This is a genomic window from Dyadobacter sp., from assembly GCF_039919315.1.
Classification (GTDB): Bacteria; Bacteroidota; Bacteroidia; order Cytophagales; family Spirosomataceae; genus Dyadobacter.
The window spans coordinates 1-13,722 of the sequence record NZ_JBDSFX010000038.1; the positions used below are offsets into that span (position 1 = coordinate 1).

General features: G+C 46.1%; 9 protein-coding genes. 1 reads left to right on the plus strand and 8 read right to left on the minus strand.

Annotated features, from left to right (window positions below; all coding sequences use genetic code 11):
- Positions 1–912, minus strand: a 912-nt coding sequence (locus ABIO93_RS10575) for a cation:proton antiporter (RefSeq protein WP_348067304.1), incomplete at its 3' end; no start/stop codon positions are given.
- A 141-nt stretch (positions 913–1,053) separates the two neighbouring features.
- Between ABIO93_RS10575 and ABIO93_RS10580 the strand changes: the two genes are divergently transcribed.
- Entirely contained in the window at positions 1,054–1,692 is a 639-nt protein-coding gene (locus tag ABIO93_RS10580) for a hypothetical protein (RefSeq protein ID WP_348067305.1), read from the plus strand.
- A gap of 45 nt (positions 1,693–1,737) precedes the next feature.
- Here ABIO93_RS10580 and ABIO93_RS10585 read toward each other — a convergent pair whose 3' ends face one another.
- From ABIO93_RS10585 to ABIO93_RS10615, 7 genes are all read right to left on the minus strand, one after another.
- Positions 1,738–3,222 carry a mandelate racemase/muconate lactonizing enzyme family protein gene (locus ABIO93_RS10585; protein WP_348067307.1) on the minus strand — a complete coding sequence of 495 codons (1,485 nt, stop codon included), beginning with the start codon at positions 3,220–3,222 and terminating at the stop codon, positions 1,738–1,740.
- A gap of 75 nt (positions 3,223–3,297) precedes the next feature.
- Entirely contained in the window at positions 3,298–4,230 is a 933-nt protein-coding gene (locus ABIO93_RS10590; protein WP_348067309.1) for an RraA family protein, read from the minus strand.
- A 34-nt stretch (positions 4,231–4,264) separates the two neighbouring features.
- Complete coding sequence (locus tag ABIO93_RS10595; protein ID WP_348067311.1) at positions 4,265–5,797, minus strand: SusD/RagB family nutrient-binding outer membrane lipoprotein; 1,533 nt, start codon at positions 5,795–5,797, stop codon at positions 4,265–4,267.
- Between the two features lie 95 nt (positions 5,798–5,892).
- Positions 5,893–9,351 (minus strand): SusC/RagA family TonB-linked outer membrane protein, encoded by a 3,459-nt coding sequence (locus tag ABIO93_RS10600; RefSeq protein WP_348067313.1) that lies wholly within the window; start codon positions 9,349–9,351, stop codon positions 5,893–5,895.
- Positions 9,352–9,526: 175 nt separating this feature from the next.
- Positions 9,527–10,636 (minus strand): FecR domain-containing protein, encoded by a 1,110-nt coding sequence (locus ABIO93_RS10605; protein ID WP_348067315.1) that lies wholly within the window; start codon positions 10,634–10,636, stop codon positions 9,527–9,529.
- Between the two features lie 136 nt (positions 10,637–10,772).
- Complete coding sequence (locus ABIO93_RS10610; RefSeq protein WP_348067317.1) at positions 10,773–11,387, minus strand: sigma-70 family RNA polymerase sigma factor; 615 nt, start codon at positions 11,385–11,387, stop codon at positions 10,773–10,775.
- A gap of 305 nt (positions 11,388–11,692) precedes the next feature.
- Positions 11,693–13,684, minus strand: a complete 1,992-nt coding sequence (locus tag ABIO93_RS10615) for a plastocyanin/azurin family copper-binding protein (RefSeq protein ID WP_348067319.1) — start codon at positions 13,682–13,684, stop codon at positions 11,693–11,695.
- Positions 13,685–13,722 lie beyond the last annotated feature (38 nt).

A 13,722-nucleotide genomic window follows, 5' to 3' on the forward strand; every position in this document is an offset into this window, starting at 1 on the left:
GATCACAAAAAATAGCGCAACGACCGGTTTGGTGAGGCCTTCTTTGTAAGAATAATAGTCGCCCAACCTTTTTAGCACCGGTTTAAGCACTTTCAGCATTAAAAAAACGTAGGATGCGGCCAGTATAATGGTATAAACCGAACTGATAAATGAGCCCGCTTTGACAATGGCGATAACCGCAGCAAGGATACACCAGGCGGTAATGTCGTCTGTCGCCGCGCAGGTAATGACCATCGTGCCTAGTTTGGTGCGCGACAATCCGCGCTCTTGTACAATGCGCGCGAGCACTGGAAAAGCGGTGATACTCAATGCGATTCCGATGAACAATGAGAAAGAAAGAAAGCTGATGCCATCCGGTGCGAACTGCTGGTAAATGTACAGTGCCACACCTACGCCAAGCGCGAAAGGAAGGATAATACTGGCGTGGCTGATCACAATTGCTTCCTGCGCTTTGGATTTTAACACTTTGAGGTCCAGCTCCATACCAATGATGAACATGAAGAGGATCAGACCTACCTGGCTGAGGAATTGCAGGTTACCCAATGATTGGGTAGGGAATAGGAACGCGGAAAAACCAGGAAAGACCATGCCCACCAGCGATGGACCGAGGAAAATCCCCGCCGCAATTTCTCCGATCACCGTCGGCTGCCCGATGGATTTACAGATCCAACCGAAAATGCGTGCAACAATGATGATGGTAATGATTTGGAGGAGGAGAATGGCAAGCGGGTGGGTGATATTGTGGCCGAAGGTGTCCAAAAACTGGTCCCAGGAGGAACCGACAATGGCTTTGCTATGGGCTTGGGTACTGGCTGTTTCGAGTAGTGTGCCCTGTCTGATGAAAAAGTACAGCAGGGCTGAAAAGGCACCAATGGTAATCGTGTAAAAGAGTACGTTGCGAATATTCTTCATTTTTCCGGATTGGAGTGAAAACCGCAAAATACTATAATTGACAAGACTTGCCAAGTCTCCAAGACTTGGTAAGTCTCGCTCGGGAATCCCATTGTTACCTATTTATTAAAACAGCGTCTCAATAGGAAACAATAATCTAACATGTCCAAGCACTTTGAGTCTCCTCTGGAAGAGGGTTGCTACTATCATATCTTTAACAGAGGAAACAACGGCAATAATCTGTTCTATCAAAGTAAAAACTACATTTACTTTTTGAGAAAATACGATGCATATCTGTCTGACTATATTGAAACATATTCTTACTGCCTAATGCCAAACCACTTTCATATACTAATAAGAGTTAAGGATAGGCAAGAATTTAAGATCAAAGAAAAGGAATTCCCCAAAGCTGTCGATATGGAACGTTTCACAACAGAAGAATTGATCAGCGAGCTGTTCAGGCGCTTTTTTATGAGCTATTCGAAAGCCATTAATATTCAGGAAGGAAGGACGGGGAGTTTGTTTCAAAAGATTTTCCGTCGAAAGAAGGTTGACAATGATCTCTATTTCACGAGATTGGTTCATTACATACATCATCAGCCGGAGCATCATGGGTTTAGTGACTGGGACTATAAAAGTTACCTTTGGAGTTCGTATCGTAGGTTGTTGATAGATACTAAGACGAGCTTGATGAAGGTAGAAATGATGGATTGGTTTGGAGGTAAAGAAAAATTTTCAAAATTCCATGAACTGTCCTTCGACAAAAAAGTAATTGAGCATTTGATTGTTGAGGAGGATTGAAAAAAGACTTGGCAAGTCTTGAAGACTTACCAAGTCTACTTTCTCCTAACTCCACAACCGATCATGCGATCGCTTGTCATTCCAATCAGGCGTGGGCGCAAAATAGCTTTTGTCTTTTGGATTGAGGTGTTTTTTAACTTCTTCGTCAACCAGCTCGATGCCAAGTCCTGGTGCGTCCAGCGGAACCGGTGCGTAGCCTTTGTCGATCAGCTTGCGGCCGTCGGTTGTTTTCACAAGGCTTTCCCACCATGGAACATCTACCGAATGGTGTTCAAGCGCGAGGAAGTTTTGAGTGGCAGCTGCGCAATGGACATTGGCCATAAAGCTCACAGGTGTACCTGCAAAGTGCATGGCCATCGCGATACCGTGGTCTTCGGCGAAGTCACCGATGCGTTTGGTTTCCAATAACCCGCCGGAAGATGCAAGATCCGGGTGGATAATGTCTACCGCACGTTTCATGATCAGGTCTTTGAATCCTTCTTTCAGGTAAATGTCCTCGCCAGTCAATGTCGGCGTTTCCAGTGCGTCGGAAATGGTTTTCCATTGATCGGTATACTCCCAGGGAACCATGTCTTCCAGCCAGGCGAGGCGGTATTTGTCCAGTGCTTTTCCAAGACGAATACCATTATTTAAGTCAAAATGGCCGTAATGGTCGGTGGAGAGTGGAATTTCGTAGCCAACTACGCTGCGAACGTCTTCCACGACTTTCGCCATTTCATCCAATCCTTTCGGCGTAATCTGAATGGCAGTGAATGGGTGCTTGGTATTGGCATAGGAGTTGTAATCACCGGCCCATTGTGAAAAGCCGCCACCCCAAACCTTGTTATTCACCACACTGTTTTCCTTGTTCCGCAACATACCAATAGACACGTCCATTTTCAGCCAGGTATACCCCTGGTCCTGGGTACGGAATTTGATTTTCTGTTTAAATTCATTGAGGTCATCCGATTCAGGCGTGTCAGCATAAAGCCTTACCTTATCGCGGTAACGGCCTCCCAGCAACTGCCAGCAAGGTACGCCGTACGCTTTTCCGCAAAGGTCCCAAAGCGCCATTTCAACCCCGCAAACACCTCCCGCCTGGCGACCATGGTAGCCAAATTGCTTAATAGACTTGAAAAGCATCTCGACATTACACGGATTTTGACCAATAATGTGACTTTTCAAAAACAATGCATAACGCTCGTCAGCACCGTCGCGCACTTCTCCCAAACCATAAATTCCCTGGTTGGTATCAATGCGGATAATAGGTGTACGGCCTACATTCTGAACAATGCAGTACCGTAAATCAGTGATTTTAAGCTCAGAGGGTTTAGAAGCTCGGTTCACCTTTGAAGTTGCCTGCGCAATAGTATCCTCAGTCGACATGGACATAAAACCGCCCAATGCAATACCGCCTACTGCTGTTTTTCTAAGAAAGTTCCGGCGGCTGTCCTTGGTCGCCCGATCATTAATTTCGGCCAAAGTAGCTTCCTTTTCCGCTTGCTCTACTTGTTTGTTGGAAGCAATGATGTCTTTTAGGATGTTTTTCATTGTTGTAAATTTTTGTGGTGAAGAATTTCGAAATTGAGAACCGATGATGTTAATTTTTGGGTGACAAGTCAGTCCTCAATAATTCCGCTCTTTCAAATAGTCATCTAGCTCTTTCTTCGTCATCGGCAACTTGCCCGGGTAATTGTTAACCCAGTTCAAAAAGTCCTTTGAAATTACATCAGACCATTTTGTATCGATTTCGCCAGGCGTGTACTTACCTTCCCGCAGCCGCAGGTGACCAAATTCGTCGCGCAATGCGGTTACCTCAGAAGTGAGTACCAGTTCCTCCACCAAATGGGCCGGAATGAAGATCGTCCCGTACTTTTTCGCTAGTACCACATCACCGGGAAGCACCGTTGCACGACCAATGCGGATAGGCGTATTGATGTTAGAAAGCATCATTTGCTGAATGTAAGAAGGATCCTGCCCCTTCATCCATGCATTGAAACCTTTGATTTCACTCAGCCCTTCCACGTCCCTCACAGAGCCGTAAAATATCACCCCGCGTTTGGATTTGGCATAAATGGAGTTTCCGAGGTTATCGCCGATCAAAGTTCCGTCCGCGATTTTTCCATAACCATCGGCCACGTACACGTCACCTTCTTTCAACACGTCGATGGGCCAGGAGTTGGTCCCGCCCGTTTGTACGCGGCCTTCTTTTTTACCTGTTTCTTTGACGAGATCAGCCAAATCAGGACGCAGGGGCACATACTGGGCGGTCACTACCCGGCCTGTCATGGAGCTGTCGGTATGAATGAGCTGCCATTCGCCTTCAAACTGGTTATGATAGCCCTTGTTTCTCAGAACACCCCATGCTTCTTCCATGGAAATGTTCTTTAATCTTGCCAAAATGGCGTCAGAAACCTTCGGACGCCCGTCGGGTGAGCGCTCGCCCTTCCATGCGGAGGTGTAGGCTTTGATCTGATCAGGAGTGGGGGAAATCGATTGTGCGTTCGAAACGAATCCCAAAAGCACAAGCGCTCCCGCAAACAAATTTTGTTTAAGCATAAAAGAAAAATTAAGGGTTAAGGATTATGGATTATTATTTGTCCCAAAATACCGGCGTACCCAGCTCGTCTGCACCCATTCTTGCTACTGCTTCCTTGTAATTAGCCTCATTAACAGACTTTTCTCTAACCGGGTATACCAGTCTTTTTATAAAGTCTTTCACCGAAGGATCTTTGCCGGGATAAGTGTTCACCGGCAGGGTAGGGAAGCCGCTCCTGCGGAAATTCGCCCACGCTTCGGAACCATTCAGAAAGGACGAAACCCAGTACTGGTTATTGATTTGTTCCAATGCTTTTGCGGGAGCAAATGGGTTCGCAGTCAGATATTCATCCTGGCTGGCTGTCGGAATAGTTGCCAACACATCGTATGTGGCCATTTGTGCCATATGCGCTTTAACCCCGGCTTCGTAAAGCGCTTTCACATCACCGGTAGCCCAGCCTCTCTGCACCGCTTCGGCCAGTAAAAGAGAAGTTTGCGAATAGGTAATAAAAAACTCAGGGGCATCGATTTTCCCTGTTGTCCGGCGGTTGATCTGCGAATATTTAAATGCCGAACCGATCTTTCCCGGAAATCCTGGCGCACCGGTGAGGGTTGATTCATTGTAGCCATAAGGCATCCCTTCCTGGCTAGCCGGCGTTGTATCTTCTGCTCCGGCGGTCGCAATCGGGTTGCTGGGTGTTTCATACTTCACGGCAATCACTTTCAGTCGCGGATCTTTGGTCGTTTTCAGGAAATCCACAAATGCTTTGCCGAGGTATACATTGGCTCTTTCCGTTCCCTGAAAATAGCCAGCCAATGGATGGTTAAATGTGCTGTTGAAGGCGATCAGCGCATTATCAGCATTGGAACTTTGCAGTCCGCCTGCTGCTGCATCGGTCGCTTTGGCTACGTATTGTTTTGCTTTGGCCGCATCGATTTTGGAATAGCGCATGGCTGCACGTAGCAGCAATGAATTGCCCAATTTTTTCCATTGTGCAATATTCCCTTTGAAAAACAAATCCCCGCTTTCAATTGGCTTGGAAGCGTCCAGTGCCTTGGTACCTTCTTCCAGCTCTTTCAGAATGTCCTCGTAAATGGCTTTCTGATCGTCATATTTGGGCAAATTGATCCCTTCCAAAAATGCTTTTCCAGCTTCAAAATAGGGTACATCTCCATAAGTATCTACCAAAACCATAAATACATACGCCTTCCATACGCGCGACATATTGTAGAGGTTAGCGCGCGCAGGATTGTCTTTCGTTTGGGCGATAACGGTGGTTAACAGGTTTACCGGGCCGTTTTGCAGGTACAGCGAGTTGAAATTTGCATTGGAATTCGGATCGTAAACCGTATTGTGATTGCCGCCTTCCATAACACCGGTATAAGGTGAGTTGATTTGCTGTACAATCTGCATTTGATAAAACTGCGTAGCGATAGCGGACCCGAATTCAGCATTGGAAAAAAGGTAAATCGGATCAACGCTCGTAGCGAGAACAGGATTTTTGTTCACGTCTTCAAAGCCTTTATCGCAGGAGCTGGCACCAGCAAGGACTGCAATGCTTGTGATATATATGAATATTCGCTTCATGAATTTAATAATTTTGAATGACTGAATGACTGAATGAGTGAATGAGTGAATACTTTTCTTTTTCTATTGTCCCTCTCGTCCCTTTGTTCCTTTTTTTACAATTTAAGGTTCAGATTGAGCCCGTAGCTTCTGGTAGTAGGGAGCGTATGGGTTTCTATTCCCTGTAAATTGTCTGAGGCGGATACCTGTGCTTCGGGGTCGAGGTTATCGATGTATTTCTTGATCATCAGCACATTGTTACACATCGCAGAGATGGTCAGGCCTTTGATGAATGTCTTATCTCGAAGGAACCGTGAAAGATCGTAGCCTACTGTAATGCTTCTCCAACGCACAAATGCGCCATTGTAGACAAACGGGGTAGCTATACCAGTACTTCTGTAAGCCGTGTAAAATTGTTCAGCTTCCACTTTTGTTGCATTGGGAGTGCCATCGGCGGCAACACCATCCAATAGAACGCCACCTTCTCTGCCCACCAGTGATGGTTTTGACAATCCTTCGCGCAAGAAATTCAGGTTAGAATTTGAAAGGACCTTGTTTCCTGCTTTAAAATCTATCTGGGTTCCAATGCGGACACCTTTCACATTCACTGAGTTTACCCACGCACCAACCCATTTTGGAATGGCGCTGCCGTACGTCATGAGGTTGCCTTGCTGTGGAAGACCTCCGGAAGTGACAATGCGTCCCTGAGCATCCCTTTTATAGTCAAACCCGCGCAGCGATGCCAATGGATGGCCTACCTCATGAGATACAATCCCGAAGAATTCGCCGGTACCTACATCAAATCTTTGCTGACCTGCTGCGAGTTCAAGTACCTTACTAATGTTGTAGCTTCCATTAAAGCTTGTTTCCCAGGTGATACCGTCCGTTTTTACCGGTACGATCGTTAATAAGAATTCAACACCCTGGTTGCGCAGTTTTCCAACATTCACTTTTGTCTGGCTGAATCCTGAGGAATTTGATATATCAACATTCAAGATCTCATCGACAGTGTTTTTCCGGTATAATGAAAGATCCAGGTTAAGCCGGTTATCAAAAGTTTTCATTTCAATACCTACCTCTGTTTCTTTTACTTTCAATGGTCTGAGGTTAGCGTTCGGGCTTACGGCCGAAGGCAGGTTCCCCAAAGCTGTTCCGTTAAAAGGATTGGCATTGATACCATAGTAAAGGTTATTGGAATAAGGATCGGTATCACCACCTACTTCTGCATACGCAGCACGTAATTTACCGTAATTCAACCAGTTAGGTGCATTGGCGAATGCCTGGCTAAATACAAAACTTGCGCTGACCGAAGGATAGAGATAGCTGTTGGATTCGGGGTTAAGCGTTGAGAACCAATCGTTCCTGCCCGTAACATTCACAAACAGAAAGTTCTTGAAAGAAAACTCAGCAGCTCCATAAATGGAATTTACCTTTTTCTTGCTATAACCGTAGTTCGGATTTTTCACCTGACCATTCGTTATCGTATAAAGGTCGCGTACGTAAAAGTTGGTCACTGCTGTAGAAACGTTATCGCTGATCTGCAACATCTGGTTGCCACCCAATGTGATATCAATCCCAAAATCGCCGAATGTGCGGTTTCCTCCAATCAGGATGTCCAGATTCCTTTCGCGGAATGTTGCAATATCCTGATAATAGTAGCCATTGAATCCAGTTGTCACTGCACCAATCGACCTTGTGCCAGTCGGACGATTGTAATTATATGGCCGGGTGTAATAATCCTGCCCAACGCGGCCTTGTACAAATAACCATTTGGTAAAATCGTAACGAACCGAAGTGTTACCGAATATCCGGTCACGGCGCACATTCTCGAAACGATCGTAGGCTACCCAGTAAGGATTATTACGGTTTGTAAAGCGCGATAGAGGCATTTCGTTTCCATTTGCGTCTTTCCGGTTTTTCAGCCAATCGGCATCAATACTGGTTGCCATGGTATAAATGGTCGTATTCGCATTCATATCCTGGATACCAATCTGCGGCGGATTTTTATTGTACTCGTTCGAGTAGTTGGCATTCAGCTGCGCGGAGAGCTTTTCTGAAAACTTATAATTGAGCCCCAGGTTAAAGATCCTCTTATGGTATGCCGAATTGGGTATGATTGCATTGGCATCAGTATTGGCAAATGAGAGGCGAAAATTGCCTTTTTCATTGCCTCCCGAAAGTGCTACTGAGTTAGTGAAACTGGTTCCGGTACGATAAAAATCCTTTATACGATCTTTATTTGGCGAGTACGGCTGGGTACTGCCGTCAAACTGAGGTGTCGGCTTACCATCAAACTTTTCTCCAAATGCGAACACACCTGAACCCTGTGCCTCAGCGGTGTTGGTAGGTCGTTTTCCAAATTCCCCCTGGCCATATTCATATTGGAAGTCAGTGTAGTCCAATGCTTCCTGCGCCTGGAAATTAGAGTTGACTTCTACGCCGATGCCGGTCGTTTTGCTACCACTTTTGGTCGTAATGATGATAGCGCCATCTTTGGCACGAAAACCATACAATGCCGCTGCTGCCGCACCTTTTAAGACAGTCATCGATTCAATGTCGTCCTGGTTAATGCTTTGCAATCCGTCGCCGGCATCGGAAGATCCGCCGGTAGGATTACCTGTCCCGTTTCCTGCGGAGCCACCCGCGGATACGCTGCTATTGTTGATCGGGATTCCGTTTACAATAATCAGTGGAGAGTTATTGCCTCCAAATGAAGACTGTCCGCGTATACGGATCTTCGTGGATCCGCCCGGCCCGCTCGCGGGAGGCGTTACATTTAAACCAGCCACTTTTCCTTGTAAGCTGTTTCCAAGGTTGGTAGTACGGTTGGTTGTAAGTTCCTCAGTATTAACAGTAGCCGTGGAATAGCCGAGTTTTTTAGCATCTCTTTTGATACCTAAGGCAGTAACCACGACCATTTCCAGGTTTCGAACATCGGGTTTCATCGTCAGATCATAAACCGACTGGTTTCCCAATGCTAATTCTTCCGGTGAGTAACCGACGTAAGAAAAAATCAATGTGCCGCCTGCATCGGGAACGCTCAGCTGGTATTTGCCATCCGTATCGGTAGCAGTTCCGGATTTTGTTCCTTTCACCACAATGCTCACGCCGGGTAGTGGCTGGCCTTTTTCGTCGAGGATTTTTCCGGTAATGTTGCGGTCAATGATAGCCGGATCATCGATGGGCGCAGGCAATGCACTGCCTGGTTCGGCAGCGGTTTTAACTAGCACTACCTGTTTTCCTTCGATCTTGTAAGTAATGTTGATCGGCTTGAAAAGCTCATTCAGTACATCGCCGAGCGGACGATCAACGGCATTGATCGATACCTTTTGCTGGGCGCGGATCAACGCAGAACTGTATGTAAAACGGATCTGGGTAAGCTTATTCAATTTTGTCAGTACGGTCTTGATTTCTTGGTTGTTAACCTGGATGGTCACCTTCTGATTGAGAACATCCTGGGCTCCTACTGTACCTGCTGCGGAGATGGTCGCAAAGATAAAGGCTATAAATAATTGGTAAAGTGATATTTTCATAACCCCGTAGAGTAGCCTGGACAAGTGTAGGTGTTTTTTCATACTTTTGGTTGTTTTGTTCAGTATTGGAAAAGATGGGACAAAATGCCTCCTGAACATCTGAAAAGATGTGAACGAAATGGAGGATTAGGGCCGGTGATGGTGCAATCATCACTGGCTCTTTCAAAAATTTGGTAATGAATTACATCATAGGCAAGAGGTGGTTTGTTATGCTGGATTAAAGTGGTTGGTTACATCCTTTCGAGCTGATCACGATCTGCCCGTTCACCATTTCGTAGGTGGCGTCGATGGCCTGACAAATAGCATTCATTCGCTGTTTCAGGGTTTCGTCGTTGAACTGCGCACTGATTACGCAATCGGCCAATATTTCGGTATCATACACGATTTCAATTCCGTATACTTTTTCAAGTGCCTGCAAAACCTGCGTCACAGGCTTGTCGTCGAATATCAATTCTTTTTGAGTGATCGATTCTGAGAGCATTTGCGGGTTGGCCACTTTGCCTTTTTCCAACCTGTTTTCGTTTCGGATAAAAACAACCTGCTGGTTAGGATTAAGCACCACGCCAGATACTTTGCTGCTGGTATTGGCTGCAATGGTCTCGTATTCTCTTTTGGGATAAACCGATACCCGACCGGTTTTGACGACCACCATCTCCGTATTTTCCTGATCAAAGGCTTTTACCCGAAAACTGGTGCCGAGAACTTTGATAACCGTTTCGGCGGTGTATACCAGGAAGGGTTGCTCCGGATTTTTGGTTACATCGAAAAACGCCTCGCCGGTCAGGTACACCCTGCGCTCGCCGCCGTTGAACTGTTTTGGGAAAGTAATGGTGCTTCCTTTCGCAAGAGTTGCCACGCTATTATCGCTGAGCAATACGGTCATTTCCTGCTTATCCCGGTTAGTACGAACTACCATGGAGTCGGCCTTGGCTGCAACAGACTGAGCGACGTTAGCGCTGGCTCTGGAGCTCTGGTTCAGATAGTACAGCAAACCAAGGCCTGAGACCAACAGCACGACGGCCGCAGCTCTCCATATTGCCGCCCAGCGTATTATCTTATTTTCAATATGTTGCTTTCTTAGTTCAGCTAACCGTGTGATCTCTTGAATTTCGTGGCTGAGCACTTCGTCTGACAGGTCGTCTTTGTAAATTTCATGCACAGCCAGCACCAGTTCTTTTGCCTGGGTTACGATATACCTTTTGTCCGGATTTTCTTCTGTCCACCGATGCCAGAAAAACGAAATTTCCGGAGTGCTGTCTATGACCCAACGCCGGAACATGTCGTCAATCGCCAGTTCTTCGACGGTATGTGAACGATAATTGATCATAACTTGATTCTTATCATTACCGCAAACCGTTTTGGTCCGCAGTAAAAGGGTTATTTATAATGTATGTCAGATATACACTTATATATAACCAAAAAAATCAAATTATTTTTTGAAATAATGCTATGGGGGCCTTGCGCTATATGAAGAATGAGCCAACGATCAGTGCCCAAAAGAATTCGGCAGGCACCCATATATCCTTGATTTCCTTCAAAGTACGGTAAAGCAGATTGGAAACGCTTTGGCGACCCAAACCCATGATCTGGGCAATGTCCTCATTTTCAAGATTTTGGTAAAAACGCAGATAAATAATTTCCTGCTGACGCTTAGTGAGCAAAGTAATGATTCTTTTCAGTCTTCCGTTTTGGAAACGGATATTTTCATCGTCAATGATATTGGATTCAATGGAAGGGTCCACGTTTTCGCCATCAAAAAAAACCTGTTTGGGTTCCTGAAAACGTTTCAGGCGAATGCTTTCCTTGATGAGTTTGTGACGTAATGCTTTGAGCAGATATGACTTTACAAAAGCTGTTTCGGACAAAAAACTGCGGCGTTCCCACAGGTCTAGATAAAGCTCCTGAATGGAATCGCGGATGAAATCGGGATCGGAGGAGAACTTGGAAGCGTAGTTATAAAGCGCACGGTAATGCACCTGGGCAATTTTTCCCAGGGCTTCCGAATCACCGGCTTTGAACCTTTGCCAAAGCTGGATATGGAGGTCAGAAGGGTGATTGTTATACTTCGAACTGTTCAAATCGTATAATTATTGACATTGTGTTATTAATTCAATGAATTATGCTAATCAAAGTAAAGCGTAGTTTTAATCTCCTGGTTATTATAATGTTCAAAATAGAGACCTGGCAAGTCTGCAAGACGTTGACGCCTAGTCTTGCCAAGTCTTTTTAACCTCTATTTTAAAACTTTCAATTTCCCTTGTATCAATGTGTAATGGCCTGGGAATGTGCATACAAATTGGTAGGTACCCGTTTGTTTTGGGATAGAGAGACTTAGCAAGTCTTAAAGACGGGGACGCCTAGTCTTACCAAGTCTTTTTAACCTCTATTTTACAACTTTCAATTTGCCCTGCATCAGCGTGTAATGCCCCGGGAAAGTGCATACATACTGATAGGTACCCGCTTGTTTCGGTGCTACAAAGTAGATGGATTCTGATTTTTCCGGCTCTACAATGTTGCTATGAAACAGCACATCATTGGATTTGGGAACATAATTCAGCTCTGAGCCTTTTAATCCAAGATTCAGACCTGCTTCGCCCACCGCATTGGCTGTACCTGGCTTGGTAATCACCAGGTTGTGCAGCATATCATCGTTGTTATTGAAAACCACTTTGATGCGGCTTCCGGCCTTCACCTGAATCTCCGAAATGTCGAATTTCAATCCGGGAACAGTACCGATCGTAATCACCTGATCAGGGCCACCAGTCCAGCTGGCAGGCATTTCCGTAACCCTTTTCGCAGATGGAGCCGACTCGGTCGTTTCTGTTGTAGGCATAGTGCTATGGCTGCTGTGGTCAACAGCTTTCACGGTGGTAGTAAACTGTGAAGCATTAACCGCATTACCACCCGCAATTTCGTTCAAAGTATAGTAGCCGGTAGCGTGCAGCAATGCATTTCCGTCCGCCGCTTTCACGCCATCCGCCTTCACTTCATGAATGTATCCTTTGCGTAAAACAGCCGGATCAACGACAAGCCTCACGCGTAGGCCATCCTCTGAAACCACAATGCCTTTCAATGCAAGTTCCTGTGTATTCACGATCGGGCTGCCGTAAGTGGAGTGGTATTTGTAAGTGAAGCTGTTCAATTTATATGCGTCCTGGCTTGCAGCAGCTTTTTTGTCAACCGGGCTAGTGAATGTGATTTCAAAGCCGTCGGGCATAGAGCGCACTGTTTTCATTTCAAATGGCATTTTCCCAGTCCATACCAGTCGCTGGATCCCGAACTCTTCTTTTCCCGTCGCTGACCAGCCACGGCTGGTTTGACCTACAAAAAGAGAGCCATCCAGTCCCCATTCCAAACGCAAAATGCCTGACATAAAGCCTTCACGGAACGGAAAAACAGTTCCCTGCCATACGCCATTCACTTTTTCAAGATCTACACGGGTAATGATGCTATGTCCCTGGTCTCCCACGAACATCTGCCCGGCAAAAGGTCCGAAAGCTCCGTTGGTAACATCTTCTTTAAAGTCGGAAGTAGAAATACCCACCAAGGTATGCGGAAACCAAACAGCCGGAGGTTTGATGCCCGGTACTCTTTTGGCTACGTCATATAATGGTTCTCCTGTGTTTGGAATGTCGCTGGCGCTTAGTTTAACTGGTGAGCCTTCTTCTTTGCTCCATTTCAAACCGGCAGGGTTTCCTGCGAAATCACCTTTTTCCAAATGCGTCATACGACCTGAACCTACCCAGTCACCCTGGTTTTCAGTATAGAAAATATCACCTTTGTATGAGCCAAAACCTGATGGCGACCGAAGTCCTGTCGCATAAGGAGTAAGCTTGCCATCTTCGCCTAGTTTCAGCATCCAGCCTCTCCATTTGGATTGGCTCGCACCGCGACCTACCCAGTCAAGATTGAGCGTTACCAGTAGTTCGCCATTTGGCATCGCTACCGGTCCGTACGAATATTGGTGGTAATTGCCTGAAAGAGGCCATTTTGCAAATGAATCGTAAACATCCGCGACGCCGTCGTTATCGGTATCGACTAGTCTGGTTACCTCTCCGCGCTGCGAGATAAGAAAGTCTTTGCCGCGGTTTAGTAATCCCAATGGTTCATGCAAACCCGTCGCGAACCGCTGGAATGAAGGCTGTCCGTCACCTTTCAGGTAAGGGTTACCGATCATCCATACCTCACCGCGGCGGGTTGATGCCGCCAGCCTGCCGTCGGGTAGAACCTGCATTCCGCCCACTTCCATTTTAATGTTTTCCGGGATCGGAATGGTAACGATCCGGTAAAAGTCATCCTCTTTATTGGGCTTGGATTGGGCATAAGCCGTGACGCAGCCGAAAGAAATCAGGGTACTTAAAAGAATATTTTTCATTGATTGAAATCAAGTAATGCGAATAAATGTGTTGAAGC